At 73.1% G+C, this 15,878-nt stretch carries 12 protein-coding genes; 5 read left to right on the top strand and 7 right to left on the bottom strand.

Features of this window, described 5'->3' with window-relative positions; genetic code table 11:
• Nucleotides 1-39: 39 nt before the first annotated feature.
• Nucleotides 40-1,206 (bottom strand): hypothetical protein, encoded by a 1,167-nt coding sequence (locus ACFYZR_RS20425; RefSeq protein ID WP_391912159.1) that lies wholly within the window; start codon nt 1,204-1,206, stop codon nt 40-42.
• A gap of 324 nt (nt 1,207-1,530) precedes the next feature.
• Between ACFYZR_RS20425 and ACFYZR_RS20420 the strand changes: the two genes are divergently transcribed.
• Complete coding sequence (locus ACFYZR_RS20420) at nt 1,531-2,052, top strand: TerD family protein (protein WP_391912381.1); 522 nt, start codon at nt 1,531-1,533, stop codon at nt 2,050-2,052.
• Nucleotides 2,053-2,256: 204 nt separating this feature from the next.
• Entirely contained in the window at nt 2,257-3,792 is a 1,536-nt protein-coding gene (locus tag ACFYZR_RS20415; RefSeq protein ID WP_391912157.1) for an AMP-binding protein, read from the top strand.
• Between the two features lie 22 nt (nt 3,793-3,814).
• Here ACFYZR_RS20415 and ACFYZR_RS20410 read toward each other — a convergent pair whose 3' ends face one another.
• On the bottom strand, nt 3,815-5,491 hold the full coding sequence (locus tag ACFYZR_RS20410) for a bifunctional 3'-5' exonuclease/DNA polymerase (protein WP_391912155.1): 1,677 nt from the start codon (nt 5,489-5,491) through the stop codon (nt 3,815-3,817).
• Between the two features lie 186 nt (nt 5,492-5,677).
• Nucleotides 5,678-6,613, bottom strand: a complete 936-nt coding sequence (locus ACFYZR_RS20405) for a DMT family transporter (protein ID WP_391912153.1) — start codon at nt 6,611-6,613, stop codon at nt 5,678-5,680.
• Between the two features lie 255 nt (nt 6,614-6,868).
• Here ACFYZR_RS20405 and ACFYZR_RS20400 point away from each other — a divergent pair, with 255 nt between their 5' ends.
• Nucleotides 6,869-7,255, top strand: coding sequence for a hypothetical protein (locus ACFYZR_RS20400; protein ID WP_391912152.1), 387 nt, complete (start codon nt 6,869-6,871; stop codon nt 7,253-7,255).
• A gap of 90 nt (nt 7,256-7,345) precedes the next feature.
• Complete coding sequence (locus ACFYZR_RS20395; protein WP_391912150.1) at nt 7,346-9,193, top strand: glycoside hydrolase family 15 protein; 1,848 nt, start codon at nt 7,346-7,348, stop codon at nt 9,191-9,193.
• A 42-nt stretch (nt 9,194-9,235) separates the two neighbouring features.
• On the opposite strand, the gene ACFYZR_RS20390 is transcribed toward ACFYZR_RS20395, so the two are convergent.
• Complete coding sequence (locus ACFYZR_RS20390) at nt 9,236-9,892, bottom strand: PhzF family phenazine biosynthesis protein (protein WP_391912148.1); 657 nt, start codon at nt 9,890-9,892, stop codon at nt 9,236-9,238.
• A gap of 64 nt (nt 9,893-9,956) precedes the next feature.
• Between ACFYZR_RS20390 and ACFYZR_RS20385 the strand changes: the two genes are divergently transcribed.
• Nucleotides 9,957-11,192, top strand: coding sequence for an FUSC family protein (locus ACFYZR_RS20385; protein ID WP_391912379.1), 1,236 nt, complete (start codon nt 9,957-9,959; stop codon nt 11,190-11,192).
• Nucleotides 11,193-11,230: 38 nt separating this feature from the next.
• On the opposite strand, the gene ACFYZR_RS20380 is transcribed toward ACFYZR_RS20385, so the two are convergent.
• The 3 genes from ACFYZR_RS20380 to zwf are packed head-to-tail and all read right to left on the bottom strand — an operon-like array spanning nt 11,231 to nt 15,803.
• Nucleotides 11,231-13,609, bottom strand: a complete 2,379-nt coding sequence (locus ACFYZR_RS20380) for a glycoside hydrolase family 65 protein (protein WP_391912146.1) — start codon at nt 13,607-13,609, stop codon at nt 11,231-11,233.
• Nucleotides 13,606-14,346, bottom strand: coding sequence for an HAD family hydrolase (locus ACFYZR_RS20375; RefSeq protein ID WP_391912145.1), 741 nt, complete (start codon nt 14,344-14,346; stop codon nt 13,606-13,608). The genes ACFYZR_RS20380 and ACFYZR_RS20375 overlap by 4 nt, the downstream gene beginning before the upstream one ends.
• Nucleotides 14,343-15,803 carry a glucose-6-phosphate dehydrogenase gene (gene zwf, locus ACFYZR_RS20370; RefSeq protein ID WP_391912143.1) on the bottom strand — a complete coding sequence of 487 codons (1,461 nt, stop codon included), beginning with the start codon at nt 15,801-15,803 and terminating at the stop codon, nt 14,343-14,345. The genes ACFYZR_RS20375 and zwf overlap by 4 nt, the downstream gene beginning before the upstream one ends.
• Between the last annotated feature and the right edge of the window lie 75 nt (nt 15,804-15,878).

The raw sequence follows: 15,878 nt of genomic DNA, 5'->3' as shown, positions 1-15,878 counted from the left end.
GCCGGGCGGGGCCGGCGGCGTCGCGCGGGCTCGCGCGGGTCAGCAGTCGGGCACGTCGGGGAGCTTGTCGCCGGGTGAGGAGACGAAGACGTTGGTGATGTAGCCGTCGTACTTGGGCAGATAGGCCCACCAGTCGTTGGTGTACGGGGGGACGGTGACCACCTGTCCCCGCTTCTGGCAGCCGGCCAGGACGTCGACGCCCGCGGGCAGTGTGGTGAGCACGGCGGAGTCGGTGGTGGCCCGGGCCCTTACGTGCACGCCGGAGCCCCACGTGCCGAACCAGCCGCCGGGGGTGCGGGTGCCGCCGGGGACGTTCAGCCCGCGCACCACCGTACCGAGGTCGGAGTACGCCTTGCCGTAGGGGGTGCCTTCGGCGTGGAGGGTGAACACGGCGACGATGGTGCGGTCGGCGGCGCCCACGGTGCCGGTGGTGTGGAGGGCGGGGCGGCGCAGGTCCACGCCGTCGGCCGGGGCGCGGCGCGGCGCCGGGGCCGGGGTCGGGGTCGTGGCTTTACCGGGCGTAGTGGCCGTATCGGTCGTGCAGCCGTTGGAGTCGAAGCCGGACCAGCCCTGTTTGACGGCCCAGGGCCGGTCGAAGACGGCCGCGATGCCGAAGCTCTGGTCGTAGCCGTCCGTGCCACAGCGGGTCGAGGCGCGCAGATTGCCCATGATGTAGTCGCGGACGGGCGCGGGCGCCTCGTCGAGGAGGTACCGGTAGACGCGGACGGTGTCCGCCGCCGAGAGGGCGGTGTAGCCCCAGTATCCGGGCCGGTCGGCCGGTGGGGGCGCGGTGTCGGCCAGTTTCAGCCGCGTCACCATCCGCTCGACGATCGCGCCGCCCCCGTTCCGGTCCCAGAACGCGCTGGCCGCGGCGTCGTCGCTGCTGCGCAGCATGACGTCCAGCCGGGCCCGGTCGGCGTCGGGTATGGGGTACGAGGGGCCGCGGTCCCAGAGGTGGTCGAGGGCGATCAGCAGTTTGACCACGGAGGCGGACCTGAACCGGGCCCGGGCGTTGAGTTGCTCGGTGAACGTGCCGGTCTGCCGGTCGAACACCGCGATGCCCGCGCTGACTCCGGCCGGCAGGCCGATGGCCGCCTGGCGCGCGGTGGGCGCGGCGCCGACGGCGGGTGTCGTGCACAGGGCGGCCAGGGCCAGGACGGTGAGGACCACCGCGGGCCTCAGGACACCGATGAAGCGGATATGCAACGCGCTCTCCTCCCGGACGGCGATCCCCGCGATACGACCGGCCCCGCGGGGTGCCGCGGTGGTGGGGGATCCTCTCCGGATGGTGGGGTGCGGCGGGCGCGCGGTCACCGGTATTCGGTCAGCGTCGAAGACGGCCGGGGGATTTCCGGTGTTCACACCCCGTCCGTCCCCTCTCCCCGGGGTTCTCGTCCCGGGCCGATTTCCCGTCAGCTCCGCCCGGGCGATGGGACTTCGGCCGTCTGCGCGCGGCTCCATCGTGGCACCATGGAGGGTCGGCGCGCCGAGGAAAGGGGAGGTCCTGTGAGCGGTCTGAACAAGAGTCCGGTGAGCGGTCTCAACAAGGGGCTGGAACGGGTCGTGGTGGCCCTGAGGTGGGATCCGAGCCCTCCGGGCGCGGCTCCCCACGATCTGGACCTGATCGCGGCGACGTACGGCGCCGGAGCCCCGCACGGCGACCCCGCCTACCTCGTGCACTTCGACAGCCGCTCCCCCGACGGCACGATCACGCTCAACCGGGACAGCCCCGACGGCAAGGGCTTCGGCGACGACGAGGTCATGACGCTGGAGCTCGACCGGCTGAGCCCCGACTACGTCCGGGTGGTCGTGGGCGTCGCCATACAGCAGGGCGACGGGCGGCTGACGTTCGCGAGCGTCGCCGGGACGGGTGTGCGGGTGCGGGCGGACCGTGAGCAGCTGGCGGACGAGGACTTCTCCGGGGTCGGCGGGGCGACGGCGGCGACGGTCGCGGAGTTCGCCCGCGACGCCTCCGGGGCCTGGACCTTCCGGGGCGGCGTCCGCGGCTTCGACGCCGATCCGGCGACCTTCGCGAGGATCATGGGGCAGTGACCCCCGCCCGTGCCCGGTGCCTCTGTTCCGAGCGGCACCGGGCACGGGCGTGCCGGGGGCGTGTCCCGGGCGTGTCGGGGCCTCACGGGAAGAAACCGGACCGCCGGTTCGTTTGATCGATGGGGTGGACCGCTCATATAATTGCCCTAGGTAACTATATGAGCGGCGGCCGACAGCGCTGCCGCCGCCGGAAGGAAAACCCTGATGACCGCCACCCCCAGCACCTTCCGCAGTCATGTGGAGGACATCCTCGATGCCCTGAACACCGCCCCGGACCGGCACGCCTTAAGCCATGAGGGCCGGTACGTGACGGCCGGCGAACTCCGCGCCCTCGTCTTCCGCATGGCCCGCGCCCTGCGCCTGCGCGGCATAGGCCGCGGCCAGACCGTCACCCTGCTCAGCGGCAACCTCCCCGAGGTCATCGCCGCCCGGTACGCCGCCAATCTCCTCGGCTGCTCCGTCAACCACCTCTACAACAAGCTGTCGGCGGAGTCGCAGGCCGCCATCGTCGAGGACGTCGAGACCCGGGCCCTGATCGTCGACCCGCGCTGGGCCGGCCGGGCCGCCGAGGTGACCGCGCAGGTGCCGGTGAAGGACGTCCTCACGCTGGGGCCCGCGCCGCTCGGCGAGGACCTCCTGGAGCTGGCCGCCGCCGAGTCCGCCGAGCCCCTGCCCGGCGAGGCACGGCCGGAGGACATCTGCACCATCCGCCACACCGGCGGAACCACCGGCCACCCCAAGGGGATCTGCAGCACCTTCGCGCAGCACACCACATACCTCTTCGAGCACCAGGACTACCCGCGCCGGCAGTTGCTGTGCACCACGGTCGCGCACGCCGGGGGCTCGTTCGCCGACACCACCCTCCGCTCGGGCGGCTTCGTGGTGCTCCAGGACGACTTCGACCCCGCCGCGGTGCTCGCGGCCGTCGAGCGCGAGCGGATCACCGACCTCTTCCTCCTGCCGCCGCTGCTGTACCGGATGATGGACCACCCGGACGCGGCCACCACCGACACCTCCAGCCTGCGCGCCCTGGTCTACGGCGGCTGCCAGGCCTCCCCCGCGCGGCTGGCCGACGCGATACGCCGCTTCGGGCCCGTGCTCGTCCAGTTCTACGGGCAGAGCGAGGCCGGCGGCATCAGCATGCTGATGCCCGATCAGCACGACCTGGCGCGCCCGGAGCTGCTGCGCACGGCGGGCAAGGTTCTGCCCCACATCGAGGTGGAGATACGCGACGAGTCCGGGCGGGCGCTGCCGAACGGCGAGCTCGGCGAGATCTGCGTCCGCTCCCCGCACCTGATGACCGGCTACTGGAAGCAGCCCGAGCTGACCGCCCAGGTGCTGCGCGACGGCTGGCTGCACACCGGCGACCTGGGCCGGCTGGACGACGAGGGCTTCCTCGCGGTCGTGGACCGGCTCAAGGAGATGATCATCGTGGTGGGCGGCCACGTCTACACCTCCGAGCTGGAGGACGTCCTCAACTCCCACCCCGGCGTGACGCAGAGCGCCGTCTTCGGCGTCCGCGACGCCGACAACATGGAGCAGGTGCACGCCGTCGTCGTCCGCCGCCCGGGCGCCGGCGTCGACGTCGACGAGGAGGAGCTGCGCGCGCTGGTGCGCGAGAGCCGTGGCGCCATGTACGAGCCCGCGCGCGTCTCCTTCACCGAGGCCCTGCCGCTGACCGACGCGGGCAAGCCGGACAAGAACCGGCTCCGCGCGGAGGCGGAGCGGGCCGTGGCGTGACGGGCGCGCCAGGGGCGAATCGTTACTCCTTGGCATCCGCGTAGCACCGCACCACCGCCGTGGTGAGCGGGAACCGCACGGGCGTGTCGCCGAAGGCGACGCGCCCGGCGTGGTCGCCCGCGGCGCGGATGGCGTCCACGACGGCGGGCGCCTCCTCCTCGGGGCAGTGCACGATCACCTCGTCGTGCTGGAAGAAGACCAACTCCGCGGCCATGTCCGCGATCGACCGGCGCAGCAGGGCGAGGACCATCACCGCCCAGTCGGCCGCGCTGCCCTGGACGACGAAGTTGCGGGTGAAGCGGCCCCGGGCGCGGGCGCCCGCCGTGCTGCCGGGCGCGGTGGGCTCCTCGTCCTGGGGGATGCCCGCCTCGTCGTACGCGCCGGCCGTGGCGGAGGGCGGGCAGGTGCGGCCGAGCCAGGTGCGCACCAGGCGGCCCTCCTCCCCCGCGCGGGCCGCGTCGTCGACGAAGGCCACGGCCGCCGGGAAGCGGCGGCGCAGGTCGGCCAGGTGTTTGAGGCCGTCGCCGGAGGTCTGTCCGTAGATGGCGCCCAGCATGGCCATCTTGGCCCGCTCCCGGTCGCCCGAGAAGGCCCGCTCGGCCAGATCGGCGTAGAGGTCGCGGCCGCTGCCCGCGACGTCCATCAGCCCGGGGTCGCGGGAGACGGCGGCCAGCACCCGGGGCTCGATCTGGTCGGCGTCGGCCACGACCAGGCACCAGCCCGGGTCGGCGACGACCGCCCGCCGCACCACCTTGGGGATCTGGAGCGCCCCGCCCCCGTTGGTCGTCCACCGGCCCGTGACCGTGCCGGCGGGCACGTACTCGGGCCGGAAGCGGCCGTCGCGCACCCAGGACTGGAGCCAGGCCCAGCCGTGGGCGGTGTGCACCCGGTAGAGCTTCTTGTACTCCAGCAGCGCCGGGACGGCGGGGTGGTCGATCTCCTGCAGCTCCCAGGCCCGGGTGGAGGACAGGGCGATGCCCTCGCGGGCGAAGGCCCGCACGATGTCGGCCGGCAGGTCGGGCCGTACGCGCACGCCGTCGCCGAAGGCGCGGGACGCCTCGTCGGCCAGCTCGGCCAGCCGCCGGGTCTCCTGGCCGCCCGGATAGCGCTCGCCCAGCAGCTCCAGCAGCAGCTCCCGGTGGACGTCGGCCCGCCAGGGCACCCCGGCCCGGCCCATCTCGGCGGCCACCAGGGTGCCCGCGGACTCGGCGGCGGTCAGCAGGCGCATCCGTCCGGGGTGCGCGGTCCGTTCCGTGCGGGCCAGTTGCTCCGCGTACACCTCCAGCAGGGCCGTCAGCTCGTCCGTGCCCGGCGGCAGGGGCACCGGGCCGGGGGCGAACAGGGACGGCTGGGTCTCCGCCGCCCGCGCGGGCGGGTCGGCCGGCACGGGCAGCCCGCGCAGCCGCGCCCAGGCCGCGGGCAGCGACCGGGGCTGGCCGGACTGGCCCTCCTCGTGCCCGATCAGCAGCGCCTCGGCGGCCTCGACGTCGTAGCAGCGCTCGACCCGGACACCTGCCGCGAGCAGCCGTCCGTAGGTCTCCGCCGTGGACCGCCACACCCAGCGGTCCACCCCGGGCCGCGACCGGACCGCCTCGGCCGCGCTCCTCTCCGTCTCGACGGGACCTGCGGCCCGCCCCTCCCCGTCGACCGGGCAGAGGCGCGCGCTCCCGTCCGCCGTCTCGGCCACTGCCCATCTCATGACGGAGAGTGTCGCACCGGGGTCTGACAATCACGGTCCGCACGGGTCCGTGGCCGCCCACCCGGCGGTCATCGGGGACCGGGACGGAAAATCCCGGGACGAAAGATCCCGGGACGGAAATCCCGGCACGAAATCCCGGCACGAAAAAATCGCCGGACACCGCGTGCGGTGTCCGGCGAGGCCGGTTCAGCGGGTGGCGGGGGCCTTCGGCGCGTCGGCCGCGTCCGTCGTCTCCGTCGCGTCCGTCTTCTCGCGTGGGGCCGAACCGGCCACCACCCGGCTGCGCCCGGACGGCCGGCGGATGGCGGCGACGCCGACACCGGCCAGGACGATCAGGCCGCCCAGGGCCGCCAGGGGGCTCGGCAGGACGCCCATGAGCACCGCGTCCAGCGCCAGCGCGGCGACCGGCACCGCGTAGAGCACGAGGGAGCTCGTCGAGGCCGTGGCCGCCTCCAGCACTCGCGACCAGGTGCAGAAGGCCAGCACCGTGCAGCCGAGGCCCAGCCACACCACCGCGGCGCTCTGCTGCCAGCCGGCCGCCGCCACCTGGCTCGCCGCCTTCGGGGCGAAGAACAGCAGGGGCACCAGGCCGAAGAGGCTGCCGTAGAAGATGCAGTCCATGCCGGAGTAGCGGCGCAGCAAGGGCTTCTGGAGGATGAAGGACGTCGCCTGGGCGGCCGCCGCGAGGACGACCATCGCCATGCCGGAGCGCGAACCGCCCCCGCCGCCGCCCGACAAGGCGACCACCAGAGCACCGGTCAGCGCGACGAGGAGCCCGCCGACGCCCCAGGCGCCGGGCCGCTCGCGCAGCACGAGCATGCCCAGGACGGTGGCGAACACCGGGGAGGTGGCGACGAGCATGGCGGCCGTGCCGCCCTCGACGTGCCGTTCACCGGCGTAGAGCAGCAGCTGATAGGCGGTCATGCCGGTGAGCCCGAAGCCCGCCATCCGCAGCGCGTCGCCGCGGCGCAGCCTGCTGATCCGGCCCGTGAAGACGAACGGCAGCAGGAGGACGACGGCGACGGCCAGCCGCAGCACGGCCATGGCGGTCGGCTCGTAGCCGTCGAGCGCGACACGGATCGCCGGGAAGGCCGAGCCCCACAGGATCGCGGTAGCGGCCATGAACTTCCAAGGAGTCGCCACTCGGCGCTCGCCCACCAACGGAAACACCGCCTCTGACGGGTCGGGAAAAGCCAACATCAACGACGCTACCGAGCTTCACTCCATAAGTCGAATAAAGAATTCCGTCATTAGATCAAAGGAATCCTTTGATGTGTGGGGGGTGGCCGTCCGGATGGCCCCCGCCGCCGGGCGGCGCGGCCCGCCCTCTCGTACGGTCGGACCACGGATGAGCAGAGGGCAGAGGAGCACCGGGTGATGAGCGGCCTCGAGACGGCGGACCATGTCAGCGTTCATCTCACCGGCTGCGGCCAGGAGGACGCGAGCACCGTGTTCGGTGCCCTGGAAGCGGCGTTCCCCGAGGTCAGCGGTCCGGAGGAGAAGGCGTCGGCCGGCGCGGCGGCCAAGGGCGGCGCCACGGTGTGGTGCATGGTCGTCGACGCGCGGACCCGTGCCACCCCGCGCGCCGTCGCACCGGCCCGGCTGGCCGCGCCCGTCACCGTCGACCTCTTCGGCGCCGCCGACCCGGTGCGCCAGGTCAAGGAGGAGCTCGGCGTGGTCTTCGGGGTGGAGGACCACGGCACGGTGCCGGGCGAGCACGAGCTGGAGGTGAGGCTCCAGCTGGGCTCGCACCCCGACGCCTGAACGACGGCCGACGCCGCTCCGCGCGCTGTCGCGCCCGCGCCACCGGAGGTATAACGGGTGGTGTCGCGCCTCCGCCGAGGAGGGTCGGTCATGAAACACGACATCGGGCCACGGCAGACCGTCGCGCCGCCCATCGAGGACCACGGCGTCATCGGCGATCTCCACACCGTCGCGCTGGTGGGCGTCGACGGCACCATCGACTGGTGCTGTCTGCCCCGTTTCGACGCGCCCTCGGTCTTCGGCGCGCTCCTCGACACCGAGCGCGGCGGCTCGTTCTCGGTCCGGGTGCGCGACGTGGAGCGCACCAAGCAGATGTACCTGCCGGACTCCAATGTCCTGCTGACCCGCTTCCTCGCCGAGGCCGCGGTCGCGGAGCTGTACGACTTCATGGTGCCGGACCATCCGTCCTGCCCGGCGAGCGGCGTCCGGCAGATCGTCCGCCAGGTACGGATGGTGCGCGGGAGCGCCACGATCGAGGTGGAGTGCCGGCCGGCGTTCGACTACGCCCGCGCCCCGCACACGGTCGAGGTGGTCGAGGGCGTCGGCGCCGTCTTCACGAGCCCGGCCGGCACGCTGGTGCTGCGCTCGTCCGTGCCGCTGCGCGCCGAGGGGGACGCCGCCGTGGCCACCGTCGTACTGGAGCCGGGCCGGACGCTGGAGCTCGCGGCCCAGTGGGGCGGCGAGACCCGCCCGTTCGCCCGCGGCGAGGCGTCCCGGCTGCTCGACGACACCCTGCGCTACTGGGACGGCTGGCTGCGCCGCTCCACCTACCAGGGCCGCTACCGGGAGGCGGTCGAGCGCTCCGCGCTCGTGCTCAAGCTCCTCGTCCACCAGCCCACCGGCGCCCTCGTCGCCGCGCCCACCACCTCGCTGCCCGAGTTCGTGGGTGGGGGCCGCAACTGGGACTACCGCTACACCTGGGTCCGCGACGCCGCGTTCACCCTCTACGCGCTGATGCGGCTGGGGTTCACGGAGGAGGCGGCGGCGTTCATCGACTGGCTCCACCACCGCTGCATGGAGGTGCCACCGGGCGCCGGGCTCCAGGTGCTCTACGGCATCGACGGCCGCTCCGAGCTGCCCGAGACCGTGCTCGACCACCTCGCCGGGTACCGCGGCTCCCGCCCGGTGCGCATCGGCAACGCCGCGGCGGACCAGCTCCAACTCGACATCCACGGCGAGCTGATGGACTCGGTCTACCTCTACAACAAGTACGGCGAGCCCATCTCCTACGAGCTGTGGGAGGCGCTGAGCCGTCAGCTCGAATGGCTGGAGAAGCACTGGGAGGATCCGGACGACGGGATCTGGGAGACGCGCGGCGGCCGCCGGCGCTTCACCTACTCGGCGCTGATGACCTGGGTCGCCTTCGAACGCGCCATGCGCATCGCCCGCCACCGCGGTATGCCCGCCCCGGTGGAGCGCTGGCGCGACGCCGCCGCGTCGGCCTACCGCTACGTCCAGGAGGAGTGCTGGTCGCCGGAGCTCAGCGCGTACGTCCAGTACGCCGAGAGCCGCACGCTGGACGCGTCCCTGCTGATCATGCCGCTGGTGAAGTTCGCCGGCCCGTCCGACCCGCGGTTCCTGTCCACGGTCCGGCGGCTGGAGGACGAGCTGGTCAGCGACAGCCTCGTCCACCGCTACCGGACCGACGGCACCGACGGGTTCAACGACCGGGAGGGGACGTTCAACCTCTGCTCCTTCTGGTACGTCGAGGCGCTGGCCCGGGCCGGGCGGGTCGGCGAGGCGCGGTACATCTTCGAGAAGATGATCACCCACGCCAACCACCTGGGCCTGTACGCGGAGGAGATCGGCGCGGCGGGCGAGGCCCTGGGCAACTTCCCCCAGGCCTTCACCCACCTCGCGCTCATCAGCGCCGCGACCAACCTCGACCGCGCCGTCACCGCCCACCGCGCGCCGGCGTCCCGGCACTGCCGGCTCTGACCCCGCCCGCTCCGGGCCCGCCGGCTCCGATCCCGCCGGCCGTCAGTGGACGCCCACCCGGCCGCCGAGGTCCACGGTGCCGTCCCCGTGACAGCGCGTCAGGATCACGGAGCCCACGCCCTGCCGGACGACGAGGTCCCGTCCGAGCTCGGCGGTGAGGGTCAGGGCGGCGGCACCGGTGGCCTCGTCCTCGACGATCCCGTCGCCGCGCCGGGGGAAGCCCCGGGCCCGTACCCGCCCCGCCGTCTCGTCCTCCCAGGCCCAGGCGTACAGCCAGCCCTCCCCCGGCGGCGGCGCGGGCAGCGCGTCCACCTCGGCGACCGAGGCGAACCGCTGGGTGCGCCGCCCGGCCGCCCATCCGGCCCGGGCCCGGATCCAGGTCGTCTCCCCCTCCTGCCACGTGGGCACTTCCCCCGCCGGTGGCCGCAGCACGTCCACCGCTCGTCCCCGCCGCCGCAGCCACCACGCGACGCCGACCAGCGGATGCCCCGCGAACGGCAGCGGGGCGCTGGGCGTCCGGATGTCGACACGGCCGGTTGCTGGGTCGTCGACGAACGCGGTCTCACTGAAGCCCAGTTCCGCCGCGAGCCCCTGCCGGGACTCCGGGGGAACCCCGGGGCCGTCCTCGACGATCGCGAGCGGATTGCCGCCTTCGCCTTCCGGCCCCATGAACACGCGTACCACCATGTGATCACCCATACAGGTGATTGAAACAGCTCCCGAGGACACCCGGGGACGCGGCGGCGGGAAGAGGCACAGCGTGCTGCCCGACCTCACCGACCCCCTGACGACCCTCGTGCGACGTCACCGGGAGCCCGCCGTCGTCCAGGCGGTCCGCTCCACGCTGGCGGCGGTGATCTCCTATGTGGTGGCCCTCCAGCTGAGCAGCGAGCCGGCGCCGCTCACCGCCCCGCTCACCGCGATCCTCGTGGTGCAGGTCACCCTCTACTCCACCCTCACCACCGGCATCCGCAGGGTGAACTCCGTGGTGGCGGGCGTGCTGATCGCCATCGGCTTCAGCGTCGTCGTGGGCCTGACGTGGTGGAGCCTGGGGCTGATCATCCTGGCCTCGCTGATCATCGGCCGGTTCGTCCGCGCGGGCGAATTCGTGCCGGAGGTGGCGATCAGCGCCATGCTGGTCCTCGGGGTGACCCGGGTGGGCTACACCGCCTGGGACCGGGTCCTGGAGACGCTCATCGGCGCCGTCGTCGGACTGTTGTTCGACATCCTGTTCGTCCCCCCGGTGTGGGTGCAGCCCGCCAGCGAGGCCATCGAGCACCTGTCCCGCCGGATGGGACGGCTCCTGCGGCGGGTCGGCGAGGAACTCGGCGGCCACACCCCGGTCGTGGAGGCGGCGGCCCGGCTCCACGAGGCGCGCCGCCTGGACCACGAGATCGTGCAGGTGGACGCATCGCTGCGGCAGGCCGAGGACAGCCTGCGCTTCAATCCCCGGGTCAGGGAGGGCCTGCTCCACCGGGTCGTACTGCGCACCGGCCTCGACGCCCTGGAGATCGCCGCCGTCGTCCTGCGGGTCATCTGCCGCACCCTCACCGACCTCGCCAAGGAGCGCACCGGTGCACCCCTGTTCGCCCCCGATGTGGCGGAGGCGATGCGGGAGGTGTTCATCCACCTCGCCCGCGCGGTGGAGAGCTTCGCCGTCCTGATCACCACCCAGGTGAGCGCCAACGCCGAGGAGGCCGAGTCCCGGCTCGTCGCCGGACTGGCCGCCGGCCGCGCGAGCCGCGACCGCGCCGCCGAGCTGCTCCTCCAGGGCGTCCGGCGGCACCCGGGCCAGTGGCAGCTCCACGGGGCGCTGCTGGCGGAGGTGGACCGGATCCTGGACGAGCTCGACGTGGAGAAACGGACCGAGCGACTGGCCGAGGAACTCGACCGCGCCGCCCGCGAGCAACGCGACCGTCACCCCAGACTCCACCGCGTCCAACGCCGCCTCCGCAGCACGGGCTACGGCTGGCGCAGCGCCACGGGCGGGGAGCGGTGACCGAGGGGGCCCGAGAGCACTCCCGCCCGAGCGCCCGGCTAGCGCGCGCCCTCCCCCTCCGGGTGGCCGGTCGCGCGGCCCCGGCGGGCCGGGGCGCGGCCGGACGGCTGCTCGGGGGCGGGGCCGGTGGGGATGGGCGGGATCTGGCGGGACTCCGGGGAGGCGGAGACCAGGGTCATGCGCTCGCCGCAGTGGCGGATGTCGAGGCTGTCGCCGTCCAGCAGGGTGTACGTGGCGGTGGTCCCGGTGATCTCCACCCGCACCCGGCGCTGCCGGAACTGGACGGTGAAGGCGAGGCGGCCCAGTTGTTCCGGCAGCCGGGGATTGAAGGCGATGAGCCCGTCGTCCTCGCGCATCCCGCCGAAGCCGATGACGAGGGCGAACCAGGTGCCCGCGAGGGAGGCGATGTGGATGCCGTCGCGGGTGTTGCCCTCCAGGTCGGAGAGGTCCATCATCGCGGCCTCGCCCACATAGTCGTAGGCGAGCCGCATATGGCCGACCTCGGCGGCCATCACGGCCTGCCCGCAGGCGGACAGCGAGGAGTCGCGCACGGTCAGCTGCTCGTAGTAGGCGAAGTTGCGGGCCTTCTCCTCCGGGGTGAAGGCGTCCCCGCGCAGGCACATGGCGAGGACGAGGTCGGCCTGCTTGACGACCTGTTTGCGGTAGAGGTCGAAGTAGGGGAAGTTCAGCAGCAGCGGGTACCGGTCGGCGTGGGTGCGGGCGAAGTCCCAGAGCTGGTGGCGGGTGAAGCCCTCGGACTGTTCGTGCACCTCCAGCTCCGCGTTGTAGGGCAGGGTCATCCGGGAGGCCGCGTCCCGCCAGGCGGCGGTCTCCTCGTCGTCCACGCCCAGGGCCGAGGCGAGGTCGGGGTGGCGTTCGGCGGCGGCCGCGGCCTCCCGCAGATTGTGCTGGGCCATCAGGTTCGTATAGACGTTGTCGTCCGCGATGGCGCTGTACTCGTCCGGCCCGGTCACCCCGTCGATGTGGAAGTCGCCGTGGTGGTCGTGGTGGCCCAGGGAGCGCCACAGCCGGGCGGTCTCCACCAGCAGGGGCAGCCCCACCTCGCGTTCGAAGGCGTCGTCGCAGGTGGCGCGGATGTAGCGGACGACGGCGTCGGCGATGTCGGCGTTGATGTGGAAGGCGGCGGTGCCGGCCGGCCAGTAGCCGGAGCACTCGCTGCCGTTGATGGTCCGCCAGGGGAAGGCCGAACCCGCCAGGCCCAGCTGCCGGGCCCGTTCCTGGGCCTCGGGCATGGTGTTGTACCGCCAGCGCAGGGCCTGTTCCACGGCCTGGGGCGCGGTGTAGGTGAGCGCGGGCAGCACGAAGGTCTCGGTGTCCCAGAAGCAGTGGCCGTCGTAGCCGGGGCCGGTCAGTCCCTTGGCGGGCAGGGCGCGGGCCTCGCCGCGGGCGCCGGCCTGGAGGACGTGGAAGAGGGCGAAGCGGACGGCCTGCTGGATCTCGGCGTCACCGTCCACCTCGACGTCGGAGCCCGCCCAGAACTCGTCGAGGTAGGCGCGCTGTTCAGCGGCCAGGCCCGCCCAGCCGGTGCTGGTGGCGGCGGCAAGGGCGGCGTCGACCTGGTCGCGCACGGCGGGCGCCGAGCGCACCGCGGACCAGCCGTGGGCGACGATCTTCTCCACGCACAGCTTCTGGCCCGGCCGCAGCCGTGAGGTGACGGTGAAGCGACCGAGGTCCTCGATGCTCTCCGACGCGGTCTCGGCCTTGGCGCCGCTGACGAAGTGCGCGGCGGCCACACCGACCCGCAGACCGCTGCGGGCGGTGCGGTGCAGCAGCCGGATGCGCGCAGCGTGGGCGTGGTGCTCCTCGGCGACCAGTGGGGTCTCCAGGACGGCGGCGGCGCGTGGGTCGCCCTCGGCGTGGGGCAGTTGTTCGTTGGCGACGAGCTCGGACTGGACGACGATCCGCATCTCGTCGTCGAGGGGCTCGATCTCGTAGGAGATGGCCGCCACCGCGCGCTGGGTGAAGGACACCAGCCGGGTGGAGCGGACGCGTACGCTGCGGCCGCTGGGCGAGGTCCACTCGGCGGTGCGGTGGAGCAGCCCGGTCCGGAAGTCGAGCAGCCGCTCGTGCTTGTGGCACTTCCCGTAGCGCAGGTCGAAGGGCTCGTCGTCGACGAGGAGCCGGACGAGTTTGCCGTTGGTGACGTTGATGATGGTCTGGCCGGACTCCGGATAGCCGTAGCCCGCCTCGGCGTAGGGCAGCGGCCGGAACTCGAAGACGCCGTTGAGGTAGGAGCCGGGCAGGCCGTGCGGCTCGCCCTCGTCGAGATTGCCCCGCCAGCCGACGTGGCCGTTGGAGAGGGCGAAGACCGATTCGCTCTGGGAGAGCACGTCCATGGAGAGCTCGGTCTCGCGCAGGCACCAAGGTTCGACCATATAGGACGGATGGGTGATCACGGGGCCTCCCCCAGCAGTTCCGCGAGGTCGTCGACGACGACGTCGGCGCCGTGTTCGCGCAGTTCCCCGGCCTGGTCGGCCCGGTTCACGCCGACGACGAAACCGAAGCCGCCGGCCCGGCCGGCCTCCATGCCCGCCAGGGCGTCCTCGAAGACGGCGGCCGCCCCGGGGGGCGTGCCGAGGTCGTGGGCGGCGGCGAGGAAGGTGTCGGGGTGGGGCTTGCCCGGCAGGTGCCGTTCGGCGGCGACGATCCCGTCGATCCGTACCTCGAAGAGGTCCTCGATGCCCGCGGCGGCCAGTACGGCTTGGCAGTTGGCGCTGGAGGAGACCACGGCGCGGCGCAGTCCGGCGTCCCGGGCGGCGCGGGCGTAGCGGACCGATCCGGGGAAGGCCTCGACGCCCAGCTCCTTGATCTTCGTAAGGACGAGGGCGTTCTTGCGGTCGCCGAGCCCCCGCACGGTGTCGAGGCCGGGCGGGTCGTCGTCGGCGCCCTCGGGGAGGTGGATGCCGCGTGAGGCGAGGAAGGAGCGGACGCCGTCGGCGCGGGGCATGCCGTCGACGTAGCGGTCGTAGTCGGTGTGGTCGAAGGGCCGGAAGGCCGCTCCGTCGCGGCGGCGCAGGAAGGCGTCGAAGGTCTCCTTCCAGGCCGCCTCGTGGACGGTGGCGGTGCGGGTGAGGACGCCGTCCATGTCGAACAGGCAGGCGCGGACGGTGTCGGGCAGGCCGAGGCGGGTCATGGTGTGGTGCCTTCCCCGCCGCCGTCGGTGTCATCCGGGAGGTACCAGTGGTGCGGGGCGATCAGGTCGTGGATGGCGTCCGGCCCCCAGGAGCCGGGCGGGTACGGGAGCACCTCCCCGGGCGCCTCCAGCAGGGGGGCGGAGACCTCCCAGAGCCGTTCGATGCCGTCGGAGCGGGTGAAGAGGGCCTGGTCGCCGAGCATGGCGTCCAGGATGAGCCGTTCGTAGCCCTCCAGGCCGCTGCGCTGCCGGACGGAGTCGGCGTAGCGGAACGTCATGCTGGCCGGGCCGAGCCGCATGCTGGGGCCGGGCTCTTTGACGAGGAAGCGGGCGGCGATCCAGCCGGGGTCGTCGAAGTCGACGACCATGGCGTTGGCGCAGGTTTCGACCGGGTGCCGCACCTCGGGGAACATCCGCAGCGGGGGTTCCTTGAAGTGGAGGGTGACGACCTGCCGCCTTCGGGCGAGCGACTTGCCGGAGCGCAGGTAGAAGGGGACGCCGGCCCAGCGCCAGTTGTCGATCTCGGCACGGAGGGCGATGAAGGTCTCGGTGCCGGAGCTCGGGTCGACGCCGGGCTCGGCGCGGTAGCCGTCGTACTGGCCGCGCACGGCCCGGCGGGGGTCGAGCGGTCGCATGGCCTGGAAGACCTTGTCCTTCTCGTCCCGCAGGGCCTTCGCGCCGAGGTCGACGGGCGGGTCCATGGCGACGAAGCCGAGCACCTGGAAGAGGTGGGTGACGACCATGTCGCGGAAGGTACCGGTCTGTTCGAAGAACCCGGCGCGGCCCTCGATGCCGATCGTCTCGGGTACGTCGATCTGGACATGGCTGATGTGGTCGCGGTTCCAGATGGGTTCGAAGAGGCCGTTGGCGAAGCGGAGGGCGAGGATGTTGTCGACGGACTCCTTGCCGAGGAAGTGGTCGATGCGGAAGACCCGTTCCTCCTCGAAGACGGTGTGGAGGGTGTCGTTGAGGGCGCGCGCGGAGGCGAGGTCGGTGCCGAAGGGTTTCTCGACGATGACCCGGGCGCCGTTGGCGAGTCCGGTGCGGCCGAGTTCCTCGACGACGGAGGCGAAGGCGCCGGGCGGTACGGCCAGGTGGTGGAGGCGGCGGGGGCTGCCGCCGAGGTCGCGTTCGGCCGCGCGGACGGCGTCGAGCAGCGGCCGGGTGTCCCCGGGGTCCGCGGCGCCGAAGCTCAGGGTGCGTTCGAAGGCCTCCCAGTCCTCGCCGACGGGCCCGTCGGCGCAGAACTCGGCGACGGCGTCCCGGGCGCGCGCCCGGAAGCCCTCTTCGGTGAGCGCGTCCGAGGCGGGCGCGGAGCCCACGATGCGGTAGGCGCGGGGCATGAGGCCCGCTACGGCGAGACGGAAGAGGCCTGGGATCAGTTTGCGCCGGGCCAGATCGCCGGTAGCGCCGAAGAGCACGATGACGTGGTCGTCAGGGGGCTGGGTGGCCTTCACACCCCCTACCTTCCGGCAGCCCCCGCCCGCGCGCGATTCGCGTCGCCCGTTCGGACGGCGCGGGGCCGGGCGGGG

This window comes from Streptomyces sp. NPDC001678, from assembly GCF_042892945.1.
GTDB lineage: Bacteria > Actinomycetota > Actinomycetes > Streptomycetales > Streptomycetaceae > Streptomyces.
The sequence above is the reverse complement of the archived record's forward strand: the minus strand, read 5'-3'. Positions and strand labels throughout refer to the sequence as shown.

Coding starts and splice junctions, on each gene's coding strand:
- ACFYZR_RS20415 (WP_391912157.1), top strand. CDS start 2,257: ATGACCGCCACCCCCAGCACCTTCCGCAGTCATGTGGAGGACATCCTC.
- ACFYZR_RS20410 (WP_391912155.1), bottom strand. CDS start 5,491: ATGAGATGGGCAGTGGCCGAGACGGCGGACGGGAGCGCGCGCCTCTGC.
- ACFYZR_RS20405 (WP_391912153.1), bottom strand. CDS start 6,613: ATGGCCGCTACCGCGATCCTGTGGGGCTCGGCCTTCCCGGCGATCCGT.
- ACFYZR_RS20400 (WP_391912152.1), top strand. CDS start 6,869: ATGAGCGGCCTCGAGACGGCGGACCATGTCAGCGTTCATCTCACCGGC.
- ACFYZR_RS20395 (WP_391912150.1), top strand. CDS start 7,346: ATGAAACACGACATCGGGCCACGGCAGACCGTCGCGCCGCCCATCGAG.
- ACFYZR_RS20390 (WP_391912148.1), bottom strand. CDS start 9,892: ATGGGTGATCACATGGTGGTACGCGTGTTCATGGGGCCGGAAGGCGAA.
- ACFYZR_RS20375 (WP_391912145.1), bottom strand. CDS start 14,346: ATGACCCGCCTCGGCCTGCCCGACACCGTCCGCGCCTGCCTGTTCGAC.